The following is a 24,965-nucleotide window of genomic DNA, read 5'->3' as shown; positions in this document are numbered from 1 at the left end:
TAAACCTCGTTATCGCGTTGAGGTGAACTTAAAAAGTTTTTTGCAGAGTGTGAAGGCTTTATTACTACGGTTGTGCAGGCTATCTCGTGAGCAGATCACCTCACTCGAGAGATCTAGTAAAGGTAAACTTCCGGATCACTGAGAAGGAGTACAAAGAGATGCGGCGGCTTGTTGAACAAGGACTGTACTCCTCGATCTCTGAGCTTGTTAGGCACGCGATCGAGCTGCTTCTCGATGAGTACCTTGGATCGGTATAATGTAAGCCTTCTCTCCCTCCCAGTATATCTTTAGCCTTTCTTGGCTGGTCAATAGCTCGGCGGCGTCTGGCGAGATTAAGCGCACTTCCAATGTTCTGTAGGACTCCAGCTCCATAATCTGAATGAAGTCGCCGTGGGTAGATACGGCGATAGCTTCCGGTAGCTCGTCAACGTGCGCTAGAACCTCCACTCTTGAGGTGAACTCGTGACTCAGGTAGAGGCGCGTGACCGCGTAGCTATCAAGGTTCAGCAACTCTACGTGCCTAGCAGTCACACCAAGCACGTAGAAGACGCCACCGTTGAACCTCACCACATCACCTGCCTTGAAGCTCGGGAGCAGGAGCCTTATTGTTCTCTTGTACTTCTCTCGCCCGCTATCATCGATACCTATGAGCTTAGCTGTCTCTAGGACCTCGACGTACATCTTGCGCGACAGCAGTTCAGCAACCCGCCTGGCTGCACTGTAACTTGAGAAGTAGATGTCAAGCCCCTCCGGCTTCTCTTCAACCTCCACTGGAATAACGCTAGAGTCCCTTAAGGCGAGCTCCGAGATTCCCTCTTCAACCTGCTTAGCCAGCTCCCAGAGCTCTGACTGGGAAAATTTCCTGCCCTTAGCCCTCACCTGAACAAGAGCGGCCTTCTTCTTGGAGACCTGACCTAGACAAGCCTCGCAGATCGTTCTCACAACCGAGACGCCGACTACGTACTCCTCTACGTACTCGCCGGCGAGCTCCGGAAGAGCTTTACCCCTAACCTTGAGCGTCAGTAGCGAGAGGTCTTTAGACAGCTCGGCCTCGACCCCGCTGACATAGCCTCTAAACCTCAGAAGCCTCGAAGCCTCCCGAGCTATTTCGGCCTCCAGATCCCCGACGTTGGAGTGCCACTTACCTTTCCTGAATCTCAGCGCCCCACAGCTCCTGCAGACCTCCACCTCCAAGCGCTTTACTTTAGGCTCGGCGAGCGGGTGCTCTCTACGGTAGCACTCTTCGCAAACACCTTCTACCAGCTTGTCGACACGCCTGCCGCAGACAGGGCAAATCAGCATTCTTTGCATGATTGTAGCAGTGATACTTTCCGGGTTAGTGCTTTTTAGCTTTGCCCTCACCTCCTCCATGCATTCAACCAAGCCTTGCTCTATTTCCCGTAGATCGAAGATGTGAAGCAGATATTTTCAGGTGAATGCCTACCCAGCTTCAGCGCTTATCAGTCACAACTTATGTGAATATCTACATCCGCCCCTGGCAGTGTAGAGATGGTCTAAGTGAGCATGAGAGAGCGTCGCAGGAGAGCGGCTCTAGCTCGCCGGTCTTCGCCGGACTATTCGAACGGCATTCTGAAAATCTGTATGTAAGGGATGCCGCCCACCTCGAGCACGGCTTCGGGCACTGTTGGAAAAATCTTGGCAAGGTACTCGATGCAGGTCTTACCGAAGGCCGTGATGCTGTCCGCACGCGCAAGCAAACTTTCAAGCTCAGGAGAGTTCGAGTCGACTAGAATCCCCCCGAAGAACTCCTCCGTAAACCTGATCTTCACTCTACCGTGGTTAACCTCGCTACCCAGCAGATCCTCGTCGCACATCGCTACGACGGTGTAGCCACCGCTACTGTGAACCTTGACCGATATCCGCTTCACTGGTTTCCCCCCGTGTTCGACCCATTGATTCCCCTGCCCCCGTGAGCTTGGAGAGGGGGTTGCTGGTGGGTGTTCGAGCAACACCTATACGCCCCCTCGGTTCTTATCAGCCACAGCGTGTGTGTAAGCTTACAATCATCATTTTCATTTTTATACTTAGCTGTGATAGTCGAGGTTGGCGCCGAGGTGTGGGAGAACGCCGCGGGGTGGCTTGAGGTGACCGGCCTTGCAAGGACGCTGTGGCGCCTAGGGAGCTGAAGCCGCTCAGCAAGGCCTTTTGCCACGAGAAACTCGAGGTACATCGCCTCGGCACTGGAGAGGCTCCGATCAGCGGGCTTCGTCAGGGGAGGCAGTAGTGGGCAACACGCGCTACGTCTACCTGACGGAGCGTGCCTGCGGCCTCCTCTTACTGCTCGGCTACAGCATCGAGGAGGTGGGGTGCGGCGAGTCGGCCTTGAGGCTCATTCGGCGCGCAACCGGAGCTACCTCCTGCGGAGCATCACTGTAGCGATGTGGTTGCAGATCCTGGCCTTCCTTACGTCGCAGTATGCTCGGGAGAAGCAACGGCTGCCTGCTGAAAAACCCTGAAGTAGCAATAATTAGTGTAACGATGTTATACTTTCAGGGTAATCATCGGAACAAATATTACCCCCCTTGTCCAAGGAGGGTATGGAGGCCCGCTGCCGCAGGCATTGGCCGGTGAGCTGTGACCCGGCCAGGGAGGCGCGGGCCAGGGTGCTTCCCCGAGAAAACTGGCGCCCGTAGCGGGGGAAGAGGGGGCGCCTGCACTCTCGGGGAAAAGATAGTGAGCGGGAGGGGGTAGCGTAAGGCAGGCCAGCGGGCCCCGGGCACCTAGGCTACGCCGACCCCCTATGTACTAGTGTTTAGGGGGGAGTGGCGGCCGGGGCCTGGGAGCCCGAGAGCAAGCCCCTTTAAAACACCCTTTTTTACCCGCCCAGCCCACCATTCCACGCTCCTCTGGGACGTGGTGGGACTGGGCTGGGTGGGGGGCCGGGCCCCCCGTGAGGGGGGTGGCGGGCTACGCCGGTGAGGCGCCGCGCCCCCAGGGATCCCCACGCGGGCTCCCAGCGCGGCCGCTGAGGCGTGAAAGTGCCGGCACGCGGGGCCGCGCTCCGCTCGTAGGGGCCCGGCTCTGGGCCGGTAGTGCCCGCCCGCAAGCCGGCTGCCCGAGGCCTGCGCCCCGCTCCGCTCGCAGGGGCCTGGGCGCGGGCTAGGGCAAGGGGCTTGGCTCTCGGGCTGCCCTACCCCGCCGCCCCCTGGCAGCCGGCCCCCTGCCCCCTGGGGGTGGACGGGCCGCAAGCGAGGCGTTGGCGGCGCCCTCCCCTGGCCTCGCGTTGGGGGTGCGCGGGGCTGTGGGGTGTGGCGCGGGGGCCGCTCTCAGCGCCGAGCCCCCCACCGCTGGCCCGCTGCTGGCCCCCTGGCGCCTCGGGGGTGTCCGGGGAGGGGTTGGGCCGGTCACAGGCTCTGTGCTACGGCTTGCGCGTGATACGTGGCGTGGCCCATAGGCCTGCTCGGCGCTCTCCGCGCTGCGCTCAAGCAACGGCGGGGTTGGCTGTGCTGCTCCTCCCCCGCACCCTGCTCCTCCGGGGGTGGGGGCGGATGGGGGGAGTGGCATGGCCAGCCCCCGTGGTAACGGCAAATTAGCGGTCGAAGGGTTCAGGGTGCTGAAATTCGAGGCGGAGCTGCCGGAGGAGCTGAGGGAGTTCATCAAAGAAGTGTACCAGCCGAGGGCCTCGCTGAGGTTCTGGCAGAGGCTGCTCGGCCTCGTCGGCGAGGAGCTCGAAGTTGCATGGAAGGCTGTGCCGTGGGCTTACAGGAAGGCCTTTAACGACATGATAGTGCCTAGCACTATGCCGAAGAGGAAATCCTACCTGCGGTTCCCGTTGATGTCGTATACGCTGAAGCATCATGGAGCAGGCCTTCAGGGAAAAGAGCTGATTATAAGGCTCTTCAGGAGGGCCTACAGTATTCCGTTGCCCGAGCGCGGCTTGGGGTGGCTTCGCATGCAGGAGGATGCGTGCAGGGAGTCTGGAGGGAAGCTGACGAGGTACGTCGCCGTGAAGAGCGATGGGCAGGTGAGCGTCGTGCTCCACTGCTCCCACAGCCTGAGCGCGGAGGAGCTGCTCGAGAACCTAGAAGCGATCGCGGTCGTAGATATAAACAGCAGCCACGGCTTCTACTTCCTCGCCTACGACCTCAGAAACGGGAGCTTCACAATCCGGCGCTTCAAGGTGCCGGAGGTTAACTGGGGGAGAATCAAGGAGCTCCAGCAGAAGGCCGCGAAGTCCAGGAAGCCGGGCGCGTGGGCCGCTGCGAGGTGCGCGCTGAGGAAGGCTTACAGGCGCCGCAGGGCTGCATTGCTCAGGGCAGTCGCGGAGGTGGTTAAGAGGCTTAAGGGTAGAAATGCGATAGTGTTCATAGACGTCCCATTCGACGAGTCACTCCGCAACAGCGGCCTGCAGAGGACGCTGAGGAGCTTCGCAAAGAGGCTGGAAAACGTGCTCGGCTTCCACGGCATTCCAGTAATCGAGAGAACACTACCTTCGAGGCGCTGCCCGCTCTGCGGAGGTAAGCTTGAGGAGGTCAGAAAGAGAGGGAGGACGAGGGTGATGCACTGCACGGGTTGCGGCGTGGAGTTCGAGCGCGACAGCGTGCCAGCGCTTCATGCATTAAAGCTGTTCATAGAGGAAGCCGAGGTCGAGGAGCTCGCCGAAAGGCTGGCGAAGCGCTACGGCCTCCAAGGCGTCCAGCGACTGCAGAGCGGCTAGAGGCCCCGGCCCGCGGTTGGCCGCCGCGCATCGCGGCGGCCGCCGGGCGCTCCTCCCCGGAGGCCCCCTCGAGGGGCAGGCCCGGGGAGGGCGATGCGACACCCCCGTGGGGCCACCCCGAGGCCGACCAAAGGATGACGACAACTTTAAGGGGGCCAGCAGGGGGCAGTAAAGGAGGAGCCTCGTGAGGAGTTTCGAGTAGTAATGATAAAAACCTTAACATTTCCTCCTCGTACCTCTACCCCTTGACCAGCCAGAGAGCGACGGGGGCGGAGGCTAGAAAGGGGTTGACCAGTAAATGTTTAAAAACCGAGCAGCCTATCGTTCGCGGATGATGAGGGTTGGTATTTACGACTGGTGAGTTGTGACATCAGGGCTGACTCGCTGCTATTTTGGATAGCTTGTCCCTCACGACAATTCCTTTACCCTGCACTATATCGAAAACGAAGATATCGGGGGGTACTGGGCGCCATCTCATCTTCCTTATGAAGAGGGTGCGGTAGAAAGTGTTCTTGACTCTCTCGAGCCCCAGCACGAAGACGCCTGCGGCCAGAAACTCCTCCACGCCGAAGCGGCTTAGGGCTGTGCTTCCAGTGGGTATCTCTGAGACTATGATGTTGGTTGTTCCGATCCTCTTTTCGAGGTTTATGATAAGGCTCTTGATATACTCGCGCGCCCACGCGACGTCTCCCTCATTCACCATAAGCGGAGCTATCGGATCGATGACGAGCCTCCTAGCCTTTATTCTCGCGGCCTCGCTTAGGATGCCGCTCACTATGGAATCCACTACGACGCTTGCAGGCTTGTTCCTTAGCCTCTCGACGAAATCGGGCATGAGGGTGAGGACGCTGAGGAGCCCCTGGCTTATGAGCGACTCGATGTCCCAGCCGAAATCGTGGGCTCCTTTTGCGAAATCCTCGTAGTCCTCGTCGACCAGAACGTAGATTCCCGGCTCACCCATCATAGCGCCTTTTACCAAGAAAGTCATCGAGAAGAGCGTCTTGCCCGTGCCCGTCTCGCCCGTGACAAGGTAAGACCTCCCCCGCAGGAGCCCGCCAACCCTCTCGTCGAGGCCCTCAATCCCTGTTTTCACGAGCTCGTAACCCGCCCTGCCTCGCGCAAGGCCTACATGTTGCTCCTGCACTATCTCCTCCTGGACCGGAACAGGCTCAACCTGCTCCTCCTCTACGGGTGGTTGAACTTGCTTCTTACGGTTAAGCATTAATTCTTCTGCGTCCTTACACGTTAATAAGTGAATCGGGCTTGGACGTAGCAGAGATCAACGCCGTGCGCAAGCGGTACCGGAGAGGGATGCTTAAAGTGGGGTTGATTTACCCTTCTTTCTACCGCGTAGCAGCCGACTCGCTGGCTTTCCAGATGCTGTACTACTACCTCAACTCGCAGGAGGACGTCATCGCCGAGCGATTCGTGCTTAACGACGACGGATCACCCCGGGTGGTTAGCCTCGAGAGCCAATCCCCCCTGAGGTCATTCGACGTGGTGCTCATCTCCGTGCACTACGAGCTAGACTTTGTCAACATCTTACGCTTCATGTTAGCCTCAGCGCTACCTCTAAGATCCCGCGAAAGAGATAAGCCGCTCTTCATGGCTGGAGGTCCTCCCGTTATCGCGAACCCCACACCCCTGTCCGAATACATCGACGTCCTCGCAGTCGGGGAGATAGAGGAGATTCTGCCTTCCTTCCTAGACGCTCTCAGGAGCGCGCGAGACGAGAAGAGGGCACTTCTAGAGAGCCTTGCTCCTGATAGGGGTTTCTACGTCCCCGAGCTCCACGAAGGTGAGGAGGTCTCGTTTACCTTCGCTCGAAGCCTCCCACGGCAGTTCCACCCAGCCGCTCAATTCCAGCCCGCTCAGGACCGTAACTGGAGGAGGCGCACGGCGATCGAGGCAAGCCGGGGCTGCTTCAGAGGCTGCAGGTTCTGCCTCGAGGGTAGGATATTCAACGTGGTGAGGGAGAGAGGTATGGGAGATGTTATCGGCATAGCGCTCGAGGGCCGCGAGGCTAACGGGTCGTCCTTTGTGAAGCTTGTGAGCCTCTCCTTCTTCGACCACAGCAGGGCAGACGATATACTCGAGGCTCTCGTCGAAGAGGGCTTCGAATTCTCAGTGCCGAGCCTGCGGGCGGAGACGCTTAACGAGAAGCGGCTGGAGATGATAAGGCTTGGGGGCCAGAAGACCTTGACGGTAGCTCCGGAGACAGGGTCTAAGGAGCTCGCCATGCGGATAGGCAAGTACCTTAGCCTAGAAAGGGTCACCGAGGTTGCGCAAACGGCTAGAAAGTTGGGCTTCACAGGGCTCAAGGTCTACCTAATGGTGGGCCTGCCGGGGGAGGACGAGGGCAGCCTCGACGAGACTGTCTCCTACATACTCAGGCTTTCCGGCGCCAGCGGCTTTAAGGGTGAGAGAGAGCTCAAGATCACGGTTAGCCCATTCGTGCCTAAACCCCACACACCCCTACAAGACCAGGCATTCGTGGGCCTGGAGGAAGCTAGGAGGCGGATACAGTACCTCAGGAGGAGGCTTGCCGGGCTCGCAGACGTGAGAGCCTACGACCCGAGGCTTGCCCTGATTCAAACGGTCATCTCGCGTGGCGATGCGCACGTCGGGAAGGCGCTAGCCGAGTGGGCTAAGATAGGTGGGGGGCTTGGATCATGGCGCAAGGCTGTAGCCGGTGCCGGTCTCGATCTGAGGAAGTACCTAGGAGAGCAACAACCCCCTCACCCGTGGGACTTCATCAGGCTGCAACCCAGGGCGGTGAGACGTAGCAATGGCGCTTTTTAGCTTCTCCCTCGATTCTTCCCGTGTTCGACTGCGCTTTCCCCCGCCTCTTGGGTGGCTTGGTGAGGGGTTGCTGGTGTGTGTTCGGGCGCGGGCTCGGTGCTGTGCGGTCACGGCGGCTGTGAAGGACTCCAGTGTGGAGCTGGGGCGAAAGAGGTTTTACTGTTTTCAACCTAGGAACCCATACCTGCTTCCGACAAGAGGCTTAGGTTAGTAAGAGCGGCATAAAGCCGAGTTACAGCGGATTCGCAGGAGATTATGTTCTGTAAAAACTGGTTTCAGGGGTGGGGTGTTTTCGCTTCCTAAGCGAGAATACCACAACTATAGCTCCTACACTACATGGAGTGTGTTTGACCGCGTACTTTGCTTTGTCTGACTGAATGATGGAGATGCCTGAGTAGTGGCTGTAGGGGGGTCAACATCCTGCCAAGGTTTAAGGGATAGGAGCTGAAGGAACCGTAAGCTATTATAGCGAGCTAAAGACTTATTATGTTTCAATGCATAGGATCTCTAAGTAGAGGTGTACTCTACGCTAATAGCCCACTTTGCTGATACTCATGTGGGTGTTAGGCCTTACGGGCTTGAATGGTGTCTCGAGGAGATCCTCGAGCACTTCAAGAGCTCTGTTGAGGAGGCTCTAAAGGAGGGTGTTGATGCAATAGTCTTCTCCGGAGATCTCTTCGACAAGCCGCATCCGCCTAACAAGGCTTTGAAAACAGTGATTGAGGCTGTTCACCGCGCTGTGGATAAGGGTGTTAGAGTCTACAGTATTCTAGGGGAGCACGACCTCCCTAAAGTATCCGATATCCCTCCACAGCACCTTATACCGGGCCTACGGGTGCCGTTCAGGGATGAGGTTCTCACGGACTGCCTCACGGTCAGCGGAGTTGAATACTGTATTAGCGGGGTCAACCACGTGCCCATAAAGTACAGTAGTAGCTTGAAGCAGAGGCTACTCGACAACGTGAAAAACGCAACATCGAGGACCGGCTGGCGCGGAGTACTCATGTTACACCAGAGCATAGCCAACTTCATGGAGTTCGAGCCAGGCCTCGAAATAAGCGAGCTCCCGGATAAGCCGATGTACATAGCTATGGGCCACTTGCACCGCAGGGTCAAGCATAGGCAGAGTAATGGGCAGATAGTAGCGTATCCAGGTAGCCTCGACATCATTAAGAGGGACGAGATCGAGGAGTGGAAGCAGAGAGGCAAGGGATTCTATCTCGTAGACCTCAGCGGTGATGAGGCAGTAGTCCACGAGGTCAACGTGGAGGTTATACCACAGGAAGTCGTTGAGACAAACCTCCAGAGACTCGAGAAAGACGTCAAGGAAGCCGTAGCAAGGCTCCCGAGGGGCAAGAGATCCATACTCCACGCAATCATATGGCTGAAGCCCAGTGAGAAAACAGATGTATCCAGCCGGGTAAGGAGCATTATATCAATGTTCTCGCAGAACATCAGTGTTAGAATCGAGAAGAAGTACATAGAGGAGAAGGATGTAGGTAGAGCACACGCATCCGGGCCGGTAGAAGAGGTTGAAGCCATAGCCAGTAGACTTGGAGGTAGCCAGTACCGTGAATTAGCTGAGAAAATATACTTGCTCAAGCAGGCAGTCCTCGAGGATGATAGAGACAACATCGATAGGCTCATCGAGGAGATCGCGGGCCATAGTTACTGGAGCAAGGTATTAAAGCCACCAGTGATCATGTTGCCGGAAACCCGGGAATCGCCAACCAGTCGGACACCAAGCTCCAGTGACTCAGGTAGGAAGGCATCCTCAAACATCCGAGAGGCAGGATAGCTATGGTAGACCAGCTCATCCTCAGAAAGATTAAGCTGAGAAACTTCCTCAGCCATCGCGAAACAGAGATCCAGCCCATGCATGGAGTCAACGTGTTTGTAGGCCCCAATGGAGCCGGTAAATCAAGCATACTCGAAGCAATATACTTCGCCCTAACCGGTGAAGCTTGGCGCACCCGGAGAACGGGGGATCTAGTGAACTGGAGGGCTAGTAGTGGTGAGGTAGAGCTGGAGTTCAGCATTGGTGGCGACGTATATGTTTTAAGGAGATCGATCAGTGGGCCCGGCACAGTCCTCCTAAAGAACGGTAAGCCTGTAGCTAGGGATAAAGAGGGCGTCGACAGGGCGCTAAGAGACCTGCTACATCTAAACCCGAAGCAGATCGAGAACATCGTACTAGTGATGCAGGGTGGGGTTACAGAGTTATTCAGGGACCTCGAGCCTAGCAAGAGGAGAGAGGCTATAGACACTATACTCGGCATTAGCGACTACCGGGAAGTCTTCAATAAGCTTAAGGATACACCAGTATCCGTTAATACAGAACACTTCACACTATCCTTATACCCGCATGTAGAGGGGCGTGGAAGCCTCCAGGCAATACTAGAAAGCACTAGGGAGAAGATTACTGACAGGTACAATAATCTAGTAAGTGAGATGCAGAGACTGGAACAAGAGATCATTAAACTAAAGAAAGAACTCCAGGAGAAGCAGAGGATCCTCCAAGAAGAAAACCTCGAGAAGCTCAAGGATGAACTTCTTCAATTAGAAAGGAAGCTAGGAGAGATTTCTGGAAATATAAATTATCACAGAGAAAGACTTAGGAAAGTAGAGGATGAGATTAATAAGCTGGAGAAGGAAAAAAGCAATTTAAGCAATAAGCTTGAGGGAAAGGAAAAAGAATTAAAGGAGCTAGCTGAAGCTACTAGGGTACTTGAAGCAAAGGGCCTCATCGAAGAGCTCGAAGAAAAGAGAAATAGACTCGATACCTTGGAGAAATCTCTCTCCAGCATTCAAGACCCTGTAGAACTCCTCGAGAAAACCCGTCGTGAGATCAGCGATATCATGCAACAGTATGGTGAAGACCCGGTTAAATTGCTTAACAAGAAGGAAGGGGAACTGAAGGAGCTAGAGGATAGGGAAAAGGAGCTTATGAGTAAATTAACCGGGATAGAGACTAGGCTTGATGAGATGAGACAACGTATTGAGAGCGAGATCAGCGATATCGATGAGAAGATCAAGATGCTAAACAGTACTAGTGAGCCCTCGTGCCCACTATGTGGTCAACAACTCACAAGTGAGCAGAGAGAGCACGTACTACAGAAGTTTGAAAACAGGAAAAGGGAGCTCAAAGCCCAACTAGAAGAGCAAGAGAAGAAGATACTTAGCGACAAAGCCAAGTTAGAGGTAGAGCTCAGAGGAATCAAGAGTAATCTTGAAAGGACTACAAGCGTAGTCAACGAGTTGAAGCAGGTCGTTGGGCAGCTCAAAATCCTTAAGGAACAATACGATGAAGAAAAGTATTCAAAACTACTAGACGAACTCGAAAAGCTTAGGAAGGAGAAAAGCCTACTTGAGAAGAGGATAGGCGAGCTCAATAATACTATTAGGGAGAAGCTCAACCTAGCTGAGATAGACATTGGAAAGCTGAAGAATATGCTGAATGAAGCAGAAGAAAAAAAGCATAAGGGCTCCATAGTGGAGAATGAAATAAAGTATCTTATGAAGGAGCTGGAGGAGCAGAGTAAGCTACTTGAAAAGAGGAAAGAAGAGCTTAAGGAACTACTAGGGCAAATCAAGGAGTTAGAAGATGAGAAGGAAAAGGTAGAAAGAAAGAAGAAAGAGCTTAAGGAAAAGATCAAAAACCTGGAAGAAGTGCAAAATAGAGTCAATGAGCTTGAAAATGAATTAAGTAACAGAAGAGAAGATCTAAATAAAAAGAATGAGGAGCTTAACAAGTTAAAGATGGAGGTTGAGGAGATAAATAAGGCCATCTACAAGGTCCACATGATTAAGTGGATTAGGGAAAACATATTCAGCGATAACGCTGTCCCCAGGATGCTTAGAACCCGTTACACAAGGCTATTAAGCATGTTCATGGAGGAGCTTCTAGGCAGGTTTAACATAGAGTATAGGGAGGCGAGCGTTGACGAGGACTACAACATTATCTTGAAAAGCGTCAACTACGATGCCGAGGTCAGCCTAAGCAGCATTAGCGGCGGCGAGCAGATAGCTGTATGCCTAGCGGCACTACTATCGCTATTCAAGATAGTTGCCGGCGGGAGGATCGGGTTCATAGCTCTAGATGAGCCGACAGTCCACCTAGATGACGACCGGAGGAGAGAGCTAGTCGAGCTACTCAAGGAGTTCCAGGGAGGCTCTATCATACCTCAGCTCATCGTGATAACCCATGACGAGGAAGTTAGAGAGGCTGCTGACAGGGTTTTCGTAGTCAGGAAGATTGATGGCTACTCCAGGGTAGAGGAGGCATCAATGGGTGGATCCGGGTGAACGAGTTCCTGCTAGAGATCCTCGCGAAGAAGAGGGAGTTGCTGAGAAGCCGGATTGAGAAAACCGGTCTTGAAGAGGTTTTAGCTAGAGCTAGAGAGCTCTGGGTCGAGCATGCTCCAGCAGTGTCGAAGCCTACTAGGTATGGTGCTGTCGACGGTAGTAATAACAGCATCGAGTTCAAGGGCTTAACGTTCTACGCTGTACTGGGCTACGCAATAGGCAAGGTAGGCGGTAGCGTTGTGGAACGCAGTGTCGGCGATATGGATATACTACTACACAGCGATGCAGGCGAACATGTCAGGCTGTTACGCGAGATATCAGAGGTCAAGGTAGCCGCGCTACTCCCTGAAACCGAGCTCCTCATGGTAGACGGGAGCATTATCTCACTACTGCTCAGGCCGAGGCCCCTAGCGGCTGAACCCCGGTTGAAGTATGCTGTGGAGAAGCTATGGGAGAAAGCTGGGCGAGACGTTGCACACGTGCTCTGGAGCGGGCTGAGAACCCAGCTTAGAGCTACCAGCTACTTCCTCTACGATCACCTCGTGTCACACCAGGTGGCTAGGGATCACAGCCTACTGCTCAGCGATCAGGTAGAGCTCATCGTGCTACTCGAATACTTGGAGAAGCTACTTGCTACAAGGATCCTGCTCGAGCAACGTGTTATTGGACGCGGTACTCCGGGCCTTGTATTCGTATCTAAGACTAGTAGGAGCAGGGATCACTTCACCGAGTTCGAGAACAAGCTGAACCGTATGCTACCGCCAGACATAGTAATCTTTAGTTACGCATCAACGAAGCCCGGGTTCAGTAGGCCCATGAAAGCAACAATCGAGGAGGTTAAGGGGGCCATGCCCAGTCATGGCGACTTAGCAGGTTTAATAGCTGAGTTCTATGAACGCCTAGACTTCATACTGAGCTATGTGAGGCTCGTGGAGAACGGCCCCGTCCTAATGCTCGAGATCCCGGTGGATAGAGATGTAGTGGGTGAGGACCGCTATGGTGATGTAGTTGAACACGTATTAAGGTACTTGAACAGCCTAGCCTATAATGGCTACCCGTACCCATTAATAGAGGCCCATAGAGGCTCGTTAATAACTAGAGATGACATAGAAAACATGGCTATGATTCTCGGGCTCCTGCCCGGGTCAACCGGTAGGGAGGTGCTGCTTGAATGGATCAGTTAGGCAGAATCATAGGGGAGACCAGCCACAGCAACGTGGTATTTACAGCTAAAAGACCTCCACGTGTCGGCGAGTATGTTCTAGTAGAGTACCCGGAGACAATAATTGACGGCATTGCTTCAAGATACGTGCTGGGCATGGTTGAACGCTCCATCATAGGCAACCCAGCACTGCAATTCAGGATTATTACCCCGGAATACGTGGAGAAAGCAGTGGATCTAGGAGTAGAGAAGACAGAGTACTCTATTGGATACGCTAGGCTAATCGGCTGGGTTGAGCCCCTCGAGAAAGGCAGGCTCTACACGCCTAAGTACCCGCCTAAGCCGAGTGCAGTAGTATATGAAGCTACAGCTGATGCCCTCAGCAAGGTCTTCAATAAGAAGGAGGACGGCTGGATTAGGATTGGATGTTTAGCGAACCACCCTGACGTACCTGTCTATGTTAATGCTAACGCTATTATCTCGAGGCATCTCGCAATACTGGCAGTAACTGGTGCCGGTAAGTCTAATACCGTGGGCGTCCTCGTAGATAGGATCGTCAACGAGCTCAACGGCACAGTACTACTCATCGATATGCACAACGAGTACGGGGGGATAGCAGGCGGGAAAACCCGTGATGTAACGCCCAAGATACACCCAGCCAAGCTAACGCTGTACGAGCTCTACCGGCTCTTGAGCCTAGATGAGAAAGCCAGCAAGCAGAGGATGTACCTGCGTAAAATCTACAGTGAACTAGAGAAGGAAGGGAAGATAGCTAGGGAGCCGGATGGGTTCCTAGATAACCTGGAGTCAGAGCTTGAAGCCCTACTGGAATCTGATCAATTCAAAAGGGATCGAGCCAGTATAGCCGACCTCCTCAACAAGCTCCAGGAGCTCAGAGAGAGGTATGAGGGCACTGTGCTAGCTGTTGATGCACCAATGGATATTAGGGAGGTAGTAGAACCCGGTAAAGCCAACGTATTGAAGCTGGGTAGTGTTGACGAGGAAGTCGCCGATGTGGTTGTCTCACACTACCTCGAGAGGCTGCTAAGGGAGAGGAAGAGGTCCTCCACGGGGAAGGAGGGCTACCCGGTACCGGTTCTAGTTGCAATTGAGGAGGCCCATGTACTTATACCCCGTGGAAGGAGCACGCTAACCAAGAGTATTGTGGCAAGGATCGCCCGCGAGGGCAGGAAGTTCGGTGTAGGCTTGTGCCTGGTTAGCCAGAGGCCTAGGAACGTTGATGAGGATGCCTTGAGCCAGACGAATAACAAAATAATACTAAGGCTTGTTGAACCGAGTGATCAAAAGTATGTTCAGCAGGCTAGTGAAACCCTGAGCGAGGAAATGCTTGGGATGCTGGCCAGCCTAGATGTCGGTGAGGCAGTAGTACTAGGCTTGATGACGCTGATACCGGCACTAGTGAAGATCGATAAAGCGGAAAACAAGACAGCGGGCAGCGACATCAATGCTGTGGACGCCTGGAGGAAACACCTTGAGACGGTCAAGGAGGAGGCTAGGCGTGGAGAGGAGTACGACCCCTATAAAATGTACTAGGTAGGATGCTATAGCTCGCGAGACATCTATATCGTTTTGAAAGCCATTTAAACCACGGCTCCCATACTTTACAGGGCTGTACTACCTCCTGTGGAATATGAACGCGGCGACATGGCCGCATATCCTCGCCTTTCTCATGTAACCGTAGGCGCGGAAGAAGTAATTGCAGAGGACCTGCTGAAAATCCCTGTAGTAACAATAACTAGTGTAACGATGTTATACTTTCAGCGTTAACATCGGAGCAAATATTAACCCCCTCTGCTAGAATGCAACTGAGGCCCGTAGCCGTAAGAATTGGCCGGTGAAGGGGTGAGCCGGCTTCAGCGGCGCGGGCCAGGGTGCTTCCCCGAGAAGACTGGCGCCCCAGCGCGGCGCCTGCACTCTCGGGGAAAAGAGAGTGGGCGGGAGAGGAAAGCGGCTCGAATCAGGCAGGCCAGAGGCCCCGGGCACCTAGGCTACGCCGATCCCCAATGCACTAGCGCTTAGGGGGGAGTGGCGGCCGGGGCCTGGGAGCCCGAGAGAAAGCCCCTTAAAAACACCCCTTTTTTACCCCACGTAACCCCACCCTCTCGCGCTCCTCCGGGACGTGGTGGGAGCGGGGTTACGTGGGGGGCTGGGCCCCCGCGAGGGGGGTGGCGGGCTACGTCGGTGAGGCTCCGCGCTTGTGGACGCTCCGCTCGTAGGGGCCTCCCGGCGTGGCAGCGGAGGCGTGAAGGTGCCGGCACGCGGGGCCGCGCTCCGATCGTAGGGGCCCGGCTCTGGGCCGGTAGTGCCCGCCCGCAAGCCGGCTGCCCGAGGCCCGCGCCCCGCTCCGCTCGTAGGGGCCTGGGCGCGGGCTAGGGCGGGGGGCTCTTGCTCTCGGGCTGCCCTACCCCGCCGCCCCCTGGCAGCCGGCCCCCTGCCCTCGGGGGTGGACGGGCCGCTACCGCAGCATTGGCGCCGCCGGGCCTGGGCTGGCCTCGGCGGGAGGGCCGCGTTGACGCCCCGCGCCTGGGGCCGCGCGCGGCACGTGGGCCGGGGTGGCCGAGTCAAAGACCGTGAGACTGCGCTCGCGACCGCTGATGCCGATCGACGCGCCCAGCCCTGTGGACGCTAATCCGCGCTGAGCTCAGCTACTGTAACGACCGCTAGCTCACAAGGTGTGATTCCACGCAACAACGCCCCTGTGGGGGCTGGGCTTTGGCTGCGGCTCCCCCGCACCTCACGCCTCTGGGCGTGGAGGCGGATGGGGGCCGCGGCTCACGCCCGGCCTCCCAGGTGAAAGGGGTGAGACTATGAGCGGGGAGGGTAAGGGGAGTAGAAACGGCGAGAAGCGCGTCGATGCGTTCAGGGTGTGGGAGGTCAAGACCAACAATGAAGAGAGACAGAGGCTACAGCGGCTCTACCTCAGGGTGTCGAGTGCAGTCAAGGAGGCGTGCAGGGTCCTTACGAAGAGATACGGCGACGCGTTCAGAGAAGACCCGGAGAGGTTCAGCAGAGAGCTGGTCGAAGAAGCCTCGAAGCTAGCTGGGCTGCCGAAGAACCTCTTCTGGTACGCCGTGGAGTGGCGGGGCATGGTTGCCGAGGCTAGGGGGAAGTCGAAGAGGCGGAGCAGGTTCACTCCGCCACCAGTACCGCTGCTGGTCAAGGTGGTCGGCAACGGCGGTAGGCTTCACGGCGCAACAAATGCTCTTGCAGTGCTTGACGCCTCTAGGGGCGAGCTACGCGTGCCCAGCGCTGGCATCACAGCGAGACTGAGGCCGTCCTTAATTAGAGCTGTGCTCGAGGACATACAACGGTTCGGCGACACGAAGCTCATGCTACAGCTAACGGCGAGGGGTAGGCTTCGCCTCATTGCGCACCGCACGGTTAGGCGGGTGTGGTGGGACGGCAATTCCAAGCTCGCGGTGGTAGCGTTGGACGTGAACAGTGGCCACGGGCTCTACCTGATGGCCTTCGCATTCGACGGCGAAGTCAGGCTCCTGACGCAGAGAGTCTTCAAGCCACCGAACACCACCATGCTGAGGCTACTGGCAGCAATCATGACCAGCTACTCCAAGGTTAAGTGCTGGAGTGAAGCCGTCGAGAGGTTCATGGAGAGGAGGGACGTCGAAAAGCTACGGAGAGAGGGGAGGGGCTCCGCGGTAGAGGAGGCGGTGAGGCTCGCTGAGAGGCTCAGGGCGAAGCTAAAACTGACCCCTGAGAGAGCTGAGAGAATAGCTAGGCAGGCATCGAGGAAGGTGAAGAAGGTGAACGACGACTGGGTCAGGGCAACCCTAAAGGAGCTGAGAGCGCTGGTGAGAAAGCTTAGGGACCAGGGCTACACGGTCGTCATTGTAGCGGACGTGCCAAGGGCCGAGTCCCTAAGGGGAACGAAGCTACAGCGAACACTGCTCAGAGCGGCGGAGAGGCTGGAGAACCTAGCGCTCTACGAAGGGGCGAGGTGGTTCCAGCCGGAGAACAATGTCTCGGGCAAGCGGTGCCCTCTCTGCGGCTCGTGGGGGGTAGAGGTGATGAGGAGATGCTACCGCTGCCCCAAGTGCGGCCTCACCTGGGGCAGGGACTGGGCTGCAGCGTTCAACGCCGCAAAGCTCTTTCTAAAGGCCTGCAGAGCAGAGAAGCACCTAGAGGCTCTGGACAAGTGGCTCAGCCAGCACCCCAGAGCCCCAACCCACGGCCTGAGAGACAGGCCAGGGCACTAAAGGCAGGCCAGCGGGCCCCCGGCCCCAGTTCCCGGCACGGCCACACGGCCGCACGCCGGGCGCCGCGCGCGGCGCGAGGAGGGGATGTGCCCGCGGCGACGCGGGCAGAAGGCCGCCCAGCCGGGGCGGCCCCCCAATGGGGACCCATGACACCCCGCAAGGGGGCCCTCAGAAAGGTGAAGGGGGCAGATGAGGCCAGGCGCGGTCGCCTAAGGGAAAGTTTATTAGCCATGAAGCCCTCATTTAGGCGTGAGGGCCGGGGTGGCCGAGTGGTCAAGAGGCCTATGAGGCCTGGCACGCGTCGGGCTGCAGTGGTACCTAGCCGGTGAAACCCGATTTTACCCCGGGTTCGAATCCCGGCCCCGGCTCTACCGTGATTTCTCGGAGTCATGGAGAACCGCATGTAAAACAAGGGTGCAATGAAGAATAATCTTGTTGCTATTGTATATAACATCGTTACGTTCAAGTATAACGAAAAACTTTATAGTCTCGTCCTGCATTACCGGAGTGAGACTGCACGCGTATTCCGCCAGCAGAGAGCACCTCGAGCGTAAGACGGTGTACCGTCTGAAGCTATGAAAAGGTGTGTTAACTGGCGGGTACAGCGTGCAGTTTTCACGCTCATCAAACACTGGGTGAAGTGAAAATGGGTGGGTTACCTGTAACTGCTAAGTACGTGATCAAAGCCCGAATGACGGTATCAGGGGTCGTAGAGAAGCACGACATAATCGGCGCTATATTTGGACACAGCGAGGGGCTACTAGGGCGGGAGCTCGACCTTAGAGAGTTGCAAAAAGTTGGTAGGATTGGAAGGATAGAGGTAAGCACGCGGGAGCAGGACGGCAAGCTGATCGCGGAGATCGAGATCCCCTCAAACTTAGACATGGCCGAGACAGCCATAATCGCCGCCACGATCGAGAGCATAGACAAGGTTGGACCCTACAACGCGGTTACGGAGATCGTCGACATAGAAGATGTAAGGGCCGAGAAAAGGCGCAAAATCATTGAGCGCGCGGTAGAGCTATACAAGAAGCTGGCCAGCACAGTTCCCGAGTCTAAGGAGCTCGTAGAGGAGCTTCTCAAAAGGGTGAGGACAGCCGAGGTTATAGAGTGGGGAGAGGAGAGGCTCCCCGCGGGCCCAGAGGTTGATACCTCTGATACACTCATTATCGTCGAGGGTAGGGCTGACGTCCTCAACCTGCTTAAGCATGGGTACAGGAACGTGATAGCGATAGGCGGAGCGACGGTGCCCGCCAGTCTAAAGGAGCTCTGCAAAAAGAAGAAGGAGGTCATCCTTTTCGTGGACGGCGACAGAGGCGGCGAGCTCATAGCCAGAAACGCGCTCAACGTCTTAGACATCGATTTCGTCGCCAGAGCGCCGAGCGGCCGCGAGGTTGAAGAGCTAACAGGTAAGGAGATCGCACGAGCCCTCCAAAACAAGGTGCCCGCGAGGGAGTTCTTGGAGAGCTTAGAGAGGGAGAGGAGGCAGGCAAAGGAGGTTAAAGCGGAAGTTGTAATACCTCCGTCAAAACTGATCAAAGCCGCGAAGAACAACCCTCCGGTAGCAAAAGAGGTCTTCGTCCCTCAGGGGGTCGTGGATACGATCGAGCAACTGAAGGGCACGCTTGAGGCTGTGATGTACGACAGCGAGTGGAGGGAAGTGGCGCGCGTGCCTGTGAAAGAGGTCGTGGACAAGTTAAAGGACCTCGACGGGGTCGCGCATATTGTACTGGACGGGATAATAACTCAAAGGCTCGTAGACACGGCCTTTTCAAAGGGCGTTAAAACGCTAATTGGAGTTAGAGTGGGCGAGATTATCAGGAAGCCTGAAGACCTTACGATAGCAACCTTCCAGCTCGTTAGGCCTCTGCAGACCGAGAGCCCAGAACAGCAACAGAGTAGCTCATAATAGGTGCATTTCTTCACCTTTCCGCTCAGGTCAGTCCAATCATCGCCGGGTATACTACTACGTCTTAAGGCTTAAAACCTTGCTTGTTCTTCACCGCGGACACGCCTGATGACCGCGTAAACAATATATTGATGGCTGCGTGTGAGCGTCAGGTGCTTGGCTATGCCAAAGATGTTGTATTGCAACTTCTGCAAGAGGCCTATCAAGCCTGGAGAGGGGTTAATGTACGTACGACTAGACGGCACTGTGGAAAGGTACTGCTCTTCTAAGTGCTTCAAAAGCGCTGTGAAGCTACACAGGAACCCGAGGAGGACAAAGTGGGTTATAAAGAGCGCGCAGTAGGGATTATCTGACAAGATGCTGTAACTTACGCGGGATATAACGTGGTTCGCAATGGAGGCTTCTCATGACAGCTATATTAGGGCTCCTATTGTTGTCGTACTCGGACATGTAGATGCGGGAAAAACCACTCTCCTGGATAAGATCAGGGGCACAGCTGTCGCGAGGCGAGAACCGGGAACGATAACACAGCACATAGGGGCTTCATTCCTTCCGTGGAAAGCTCTCGAGGAGATCTCGGGCCCCCTCCTCAGCGAGCTACGGGTGGAGATAAAGATACCCGGCTTCCTCGTCATCGATACACCAGGTCACGAAGCCTTCTCCAACCTGCGGTCACGGGGGGGAAGCATCGCGGACATAGCTATCCTGGTAGTGGACGTTCAGAGGGGTTTAGAGCCGCAAACGTTCGAGTCTATCGAGATTCTCAGAAGCAAGCGCGTTCCCTTCGTCGTTGCCGTGAACAAGATCGATAGGATACCCGGCTGGAAGAGCAACCCGAATAGGCCTTTCATAGAGTCCGTGAAGTCGCAGGATGAAAACGCGGTTTTGAGGCTCGAGGAGAACCTCTCGTACATCATTGAACAGTTTAGGTCTATAGGGTTCCGCGCAGACAGGTACGACAGGATAAAGGATTTCACCAAAGTGCTGGCGCTCGTTCCCGTAAGTGCCTTGACCGGTGAAGGGCTTCCCGACCTCCTGCTGGTTTTGGCAGGATTGTCGCAGCGCTTCCTCATAAAGAGGCTAATCGCAAAGGTGGCTCCCGCCCGTGGCGTCGTCCTGGAGCTCAAAGAGGAGGTTGGTTTGGGAACAACTGCCACAGTTATAGTCTACGATGGAGTGCTGAAAAAGGGAGACCTTGTGGTCGTTGGAGGTCTCGAGAAACCCATAATTACCCGCGTGAGGCTCCTTCTGATGCCAAAGCCCCTCGACGAGATGCGCTCACCCGAGGATCGCTTCCTTGAGGTCGACAAAGTATTCGCCGCGGCGGGAGTCAAGGTCGTAGCGGAGGGGCTCGACGCCAGTGTTCCGGGCGCTCCCTTGATAGTTGTTCCAAACGAGGAGAGCGTGAGCCAGGCTGTCAAAGAGGTTCAGGAGGAGGTTCAGGCCACGAGGTTTCAGAGAGACATCGCAGGGGTTGTCGTGAAGGCAGACACCCTGGGGACGCTCGAGGCTCTCGTTGGGTACTTGAAGAAGAACAACGTACCGGTCAGGCTTGCCGATGTCGGCCCTGTCGCCAAGAGAGATGTTGTTGAGGCTAGCTTCGTTAAAAGCCTTGACCCGGCCTTAGCTGCGATACTCGCTTTCAATGTCAAGGTTTCCCCGGAGGCCCGCGAGGAGGCGGCGCAGAAAGGTGTTCCGATCTTCACAGAGCGCATAATTTACAGGCTGGTGGAGGACTACATGAAATGGCACCTTGAGCAGAGACAGCTTGAAAAGAAAAAGCTCTTCGAAAAAATTACCCCACCCGCGGTCGTCCAAATACTTCCGGGATACGTCTTCAGGCGAAGGGACCCCATAATAGTAGGCGTTCGCGTCGTTGCCGGCAGGCTAAGACCCGGCGTTAGGCTGATCACAAGGGATGGTAGAGAAATAGGCGACGTGATGCAGATAAGAGAGCATGACCGGGTGTTGGAATCGGCTGAGGAGGGCGCCGAGGTTGCCATATCAATTAGGAGCAAGGCCATGGTGGGCAGGCAGGTAGATGAGGGAGACTACCTCTATACCGATGTACCCGTAGACGAGATTAACCTTCTGCTGGAGAAGTACTCCAGCGATCTAACAGAAAATGAGAAGGAGTACCTTAGAAAACTCCTCAAGTTCAAGCTGAAGCTGGCCGGCGAGATAGAATTCCCTTAGAATCGCTCAAGAATCACTTAAAAATTTAAAAATTCAGTTCATGAATGGCTCGTCACCGCTAGGCACTCGGCAAACTCATCATCTAGGATGGGTTTCCTCCGCGGCTTTATATAGTTTTGCCGCATCCGGGTTGACCTGATGCAGGGAGTTGCTTGAATCGAGGGTTCTGCGAGGGCGGTTTCTGCCACCTAGAAAAATGAAAAAACTTATAAGCTGGGGGAGAGCTAGTGGTGGCGAAAAGATGAGCGATCGGTGAGCGATATGTCGAAAAAGCCGTTTTACGTGAAGTTTGAAGTACCGCCCGAATTAGCCGAGAAAGCATACCAGGCTCTTTCAACTGCAAGAGAGAAGGGAGGGAAGATAAGGAAAGGTGTTAATGAAACAACGAAAGCCGTCGAACGCGGGCAAGCGGTGCTCGTCCTGATTGCAGAGGATGTGGATCCACCGGAAATTGTTGCGCACCTGCCGCTACTGTGTGAGGAAAAGAAGATACCTTATGTCTACGTACCGTCGAAGGAAAGGCTTGGCAAGGCTGCTGGCATCAACGTGGCTGCTTCCGCAGCGGCAATAATAGAACCCGGAGAGGCTAAAGGGCTGGTGGACGAGATAGCACAGGAGGTTAACAAGCTGAAGGTATCAGCCTAAGGTTTTTCTACCTGCTCTCTATGAGTAAATTTTAAAAGCGGCGTGCTACAAGTGGGGTTCTGGGAAAAACATGGCTGATAAGTGGAGCGACGCTACTCCTGCAGAGGTTGTGCAAATCATTGGAAGGACCGGCGTGACCGGAGAAGTGACACAGGTCAGAGTGCGCGTGCTCGAAGGTAGAGACAAGGGCAGGATTCTCACCAGAAACGTTCGAGGACCTGTGAGAGTTGGGGACATAGTTCTCCTGCGGGAAACAGAGCGTGAGGCAAGGAAGCTTGCCACTCGGTAATACAATTTTACTACAGTATAACTACATTTTACTTTCGGTGTTTTCAGAGTGAAAAATAGATAGGAGTGGTTGCTGAAGCATATACCGTGATTGTTGCGGAGTTAGCTGAGACCCTCTTCTATTCAAATGTAGAAGTGCCGTTGGTGGTGATCAAGGATAGCACGGAGAACATAGCCGGGTTAGAGCTTAAGCTTAAGCAAGGTGCAAAAACGAGGTTACCCTACGTCTACGCGATGGAGCTGATCTCCAAGGGCGTAGCCCAGATAGATTTCGAATCCATGTCAGAGGTCCAGAACATGAAGAAGGTGTGCTGGAACGAGGAGAAATCCGAGGGTTTACTGCCATTGGAGGAAGGCTTCTACCTAAAGCTGAGGCTATACGTTTCTTACCTTAAAAGCGAGGTCGAAAGGGGGAACCGGGCTAAAGAGGCGGAATTGAAGTCCGTGAGGATCCTGTTCTCGGATCTCCTGAGTCTCAGGCTGAAGAAGATTGTGAGGCTGGCGCTGGCGAGCCAGCATCCCGAAAGAGAGAAGATGAAAAACATGACGCTCGAGGAACAAGTCCTCTACGCGCAGCTTTGCAACGCGATAAACTCCTGGGTTGAATCGATGAGAAAGCTCGTAGGGGTTGCTTAGACATGGGAGCGCAGATTGTAGTTCAAAGCATCCCCCTCGTTGAGCAGATAATAGAGTTTTTCAAGGACTTCAGGAGCGCAGATGGCCGTGAGAAGTATCGAGAGCTCATCAGGCGGATGAGCGCCGAGAACAGCATCTCGCTCGTCGTGGACTTCGAGGATATCCTGAGTTACGATAAAACCCTCGCTGACGCATTGATAGAAACGCCCGCAACTTTTCTCGAGGCGGCTTCGAAGGCCGTGTACGAGGTCATGGCCATCGAAAACGCAGAGTATGCACAGCGGGTGAAAAACTTCCATGTTAGAGTAAGAGGTCTGCCTGAGAACCTTCACGTCAAGATAAGGGATATTCGGGCTAAACACCTGGGGAAGTTCCTAGCCGTAGAGGGAATCGTCACGAAAATCTCTCCAGTTAAGCAGGAGTTGATAGAGGGTGTTTTTAAGTGCAAGACATGCGGCTTCGAAGTCTCTGTTAAGCAGGAGCCAGAGGGGTTCACGAAACCATCTGTTTGCCCGAGGTGCGAGGAGGAGGGAAGAAAATCCCAGGGGTTTGTCCTAGAGGTGGAGAAGAGTACTTTTGCAGATATCCAGAAGTTTGTGCTACAGGAGAAGCCCGAGGAGCTTCCTCCGGGTCAGCTACCCAGATCCATCGAGGTAGTAGTTCGTGAAGACCTTGCCGATATCGTGCGTCCAGGCGACAGAGCCAAGGTCATCGGATTCGTGAGAGTAGAGGAGGACAAAAAGCTTCTAAAAAATACTCCTCCAATCTTCCACTCATACATCGAGGCAAACTACATTGAGGTTGCAACTAAGGAAAGTTTAGACGTCGAAATTACGCCCGAGGACGAGAAGAAAATCCTCGAGCTGTCCAGGAGGAGCGATATAGAGGAGCTCGTGCTCAACTCCATAGCCCCATCGATATACGGCTATAAAGAGATCAAAAGAGCAATTGCGCTACTGCTGTTTGGCGGCGTGCCCAAAATCTACCCCGACGGCGTAAGGGTCAGGGGCGACATACACGTTCTCTTGATAGGCGACCCTGGAACCGCTAAGAGCCAGCTCCTCAGGTATGTTGCCGGCCTAGCTCCCAGAGGAATATACACGTCCGGTAAGGGGGCTTCGGCAGCCGGTCTTACCGCTGCGGTTGTCCGCGAGAAGAACTCTGGGGAATTCTACCTCGAAGCTGGTGCCCTGGTCCTAGCGGACGGCGGCGTAGCTTGTATAGATGAGTTCGACAAGATGGAAGCTAGGGACCGGGTTAGCATTCACGAAGCAATGGAGCAGCAAACCGTGAGCATTGCAAAAGCAGGTATTGTCGCGACCCTCAATGCCCGCGCCTCCATCTTAGCAGCCGCAAACCCCGTGTTTGGGAGGTACCTGCCTGGAAGGAACATATCCGAGAACATAGACCTGCCAGTAACCATCCTCTCGAGATTCGATCTGATATTCGTTATAAAGGACGTCCCCGACAGAGAGAGAGACAAGGAGCTCGCCCAGTACGTCGTGGACTTCCACGGTGAAACTTACCCTGATTTACTCAGCAAGACGATCCCAGCGGATCTGCTGAAGAAGTACATAGCCTATGCCCGGAAAAACGTCAGGCCGAAGCTATCGCCGGAAGCCAAGCAGAAGATTATAGACTACTATGTTGCGATGAGAGCGAGGAGCGAGGACCCGAACTCCCCAATCGCCATAACTCCGAGGCAACTGGAGGCCCTAATACGGCTGGCTGAGGCGAGGGCTAGGCTTCATCTCAGGACTATCGTCACCAGCGAAGACGCGGACGTAGCAATAGAACTGATGGAATACTTCCTGAGAAACGTTGGCATCGACACAACGACGCGCACGATAGACATCGACACGATCATGACCGGTCAACCTAAGTCTCAAAGGGAGAAGCTCATAGCTGTCCTAGACACGATAAAGTTCCTTGTTAGGGAGAACAACGGTGAATGCGTAAGCATCGAAGACGTGATGAAAGAGGTGGCGGCGAAGGGGATCGATGAGCGCTTTGCCAAAGAGGTCATCGAGAAATTCACTGAAAGTGGAGAGTTGATGGAGCCTAGAAAAGGATGTATTAAGCCCGTTAACCTTTGATGGGAAGCTAGGA

At 55.0% G+C, this 24,965-nt stretch carries 18 protein-coding genes and 1 tRNA gene; 16 read left to right on the top strand and 3 right to left on the bottom strand.

What is annotated here, in order from left to right:
• Positions 1–207: 207 nt before the first annotated feature.
• On the bottom strand, positions 208–1,311 hold the full coding sequence (locus ACNO7C_RS03095; RefSeq protein WP_460025523.1) for an NMD3-related protein: 1,104 nt from the start codon (positions 1,309–1,311) through the stop codon (positions 208–210).
• A gap of 263 nt (positions 1,312–1,574) precedes the next feature.
• Positions 1,575–1,889, bottom strand: a complete 315-nt coding sequence (locus ACNO7C_RS03090) for a DUF424 domain-containing protein (protein WP_460025522.1) — start codon at positions 1,887–1,889, stop codon at positions 1,575–1,577.
• 355 nt (positions 1,890–2,244) lie between these two features.
• Here ACNO7C_RS03090 and ACNO7C_RS03085 point away from each other — a divergent pair, with 355 nt between their 5' ends.
• Positions 2,245–2,397: a hypothetical protein gene (locus tag ACNO7C_RS03085; RefSeq protein ID WP_460025521.1), complete on the top strand. Its 153-nt coding sequence runs from the start codon at positions 2,245–2,247 to the stop codon at positions 2,395–2,397.
• A gap of 1,126 nt (positions 2,398–3,523) precedes the next feature.
• Positions 3,524–4,678, top strand: a complete 1,155-nt coding sequence (locus ACNO7C_RS03080; RefSeq protein WP_460025520.1) for a transposase family protein — start codon at positions 3,524–3,526, stop codon at positions 4,676–4,678.
• A gap of 370 nt (positions 4,679–5,048) precedes the next feature.
• Here the strand turns inward: ACNO7C_RS03080 and ACNO7C_RS03075 are convergent, their stop codons facing one another.
• Entirely contained in the window at positions 5,049–5,900 is an 852-nt protein-coding gene (locus ACNO7C_RS03075) for an ATPase domain-containing protein (RefSeq protein WP_460025519.1), read from the bottom strand.
• A 41-nt stretch (positions 5,901–5,941) separates the two neighbouring features.
• Between ACNO7C_RS03075 and ACNO7C_RS03070 the strand changes: the two genes are divergently transcribed.
• The 14 genes from ACNO7C_RS03070 to mcm all read left to right on the top strand — a co-directional run bounded on the left by ACNO7C_RS03070 (position 5,942) and on the right by mcm (position 24,952).
• The gene (locus ACNO7C_RS03070; RefSeq protein WP_460025518.1) at positions 5,942–7,480 is read left to right on the top strand and encodes a B12-binding domain-containing radical SAM protein; all 1,539 of its coding nucleotides are present in this window, start codon (positions 5,942–5,944) and stop codon (positions 7,478–7,480) included.
• Positions 7,481–7,997: 517 nt separating this feature from the next.
• Positions 7,998–9,278, top strand: a complete 1,281-nt coding sequence (locus ACNO7C_RS03065) for a metallophosphoesterase family protein (RefSeq protein WP_460025517.1) — start codon at positions 7,998–8,000, stop codon at positions 9,276–9,278.
• A 2-nt stretch (positions 9,279–9,280) separates the two neighbouring features.
• Positions 9,281–11,785: an AAA family ATPase gene (locus ACNO7C_RS03060; RefSeq protein ID WP_460025516.1), complete on the top strand. Its 2,505-nt coding sequence runs from the start codon at positions 9,281–9,283 to the stop codon at positions 11,783–11,785.
• Positions 11,782–12,969, top strand: coding sequence for a DNA double-strand break repair nuclease NurA (locus ACNO7C_RS03055; RefSeq protein ID WP_460025515.1), 1,188 nt, complete (start codon positions 11,782–11,784; stop codon positions 12,967–12,969). The genes ACNO7C_RS03060 and ACNO7C_RS03055 overlap by 4 nt, the downstream gene beginning before the upstream one ends.
• Positions 12,957–14,501 carry an ATP-binding protein gene (locus ACNO7C_RS03050; RefSeq protein ID WP_460025514.1) on the top strand — a complete coding sequence of 515 codons (1,545 nt, stop codon included), beginning with the start codon at positions 12,957–12,959 and terminating at the stop codon, positions 14,499–14,501. The genes ACNO7C_RS03055 and ACNO7C_RS03050 overlap by 13 nt, the downstream gene beginning before the upstream one ends.
• A gap of 1,274 nt (positions 14,502–15,775) precedes the next feature.
• Positions 15,776–17,182 carry a zinc ribbon domain-containing protein gene (locus ACNO7C_RS03045; RefSeq protein WP_460025513.1) on the top strand — a complete coding sequence of 469 codons (1,407 nt, stop codon included), beginning with the start codon at positions 15,776–15,778 and terminating at the stop codon, positions 17,180–17,182.
• 255 nt (positions 17,183–17,437) lie between these two features.
• A tRNA-Cys gene (locus ACNO7C_RS03040) sits at positions 17,438–17,550 on the top strand.
• Positions 17,551–17,828: 278 nt separating this feature from the next.
• Entirely contained in the window at positions 17,829–19,091 is a 1,263-nt protein-coding gene (dnaG, locus tag ACNO7C_RS03035) for a DNA primase DnaG (protein WP_460025512.1), read from the top strand.
• A 162-nt stretch (positions 19,092–19,253) separates the two neighbouring features.
• Positions 19,254–19,433, top strand: a complete 180-nt coding sequence (locus tag ACNO7C_RS03030) for a 50S ribosomal protein L24e (protein WP_460025511.1) — start codon at positions 19,254–19,256, stop codon at positions 19,431–19,433.
• Positions 19,434–19,484: 51 nt separating this feature from the next.
• Positions 19,485–21,287 (top strand): translation initiation factor IF-2, encoded by a 1,803-nt coding sequence (gene infB / locus ACNO7C_RS03025; protein ID WP_460025510.1) that lies wholly within the window; start codon positions 19,485–19,487, stop codon positions 21,285–21,287.
• 261 nt (positions 21,288–21,548) lie between these two features.
• Positions 21,549–21,932: a 50S ribosomal protein L7Ae gene (gene rpl7ae, locus ACNO7C_RS03020; protein WP_318536269.1), complete on the top strand. Its 384-nt coding sequence runs from the start codon at positions 21,549–21,551 to the stop codon at positions 21,930–21,932.
• 70 nt (positions 21,933–22,002) lie between these two features.
• Positions 22,003–22,221, top strand: coding sequence for a 30S ribosomal protein S28e (locus ACNO7C_RS03015; RefSeq protein ID WP_052884948.1), 219 nt, complete (start codon positions 22,003–22,005; stop codon positions 22,219–22,221).
• Between the two features lie 65 nt (positions 22,222–22,286).
• Positions 22,287–22,856, top strand: coding sequence for a hypothetical protein (locus ACNO7C_RS03010; RefSeq protein WP_460025509.1), 570 nt, complete (start codon positions 22,287–22,289; stop codon positions 22,854–22,856).
• Positions 22,857–22,858: 2 nt separating this feature from the next.
• On the top strand, positions 22,859–24,952 hold the full coding sequence (gene mcm, locus ACNO7C_RS03005) for a minichromosome maintenance protein MCM (protein WP_460025508.1): 2,094 nt from the start codon (positions 22,859–22,861) through the stop codon (positions 24,950–24,952).
• The last annotated feature ends 13 nt before the right edge of the window (positions 24,953–24,965 follow it).

The organism is Infirmifilum tikiterense (assembly GCF_054696565.1).
This window is presented reverse-complemented; position numbering and strand designations above follow the sequence as displayed.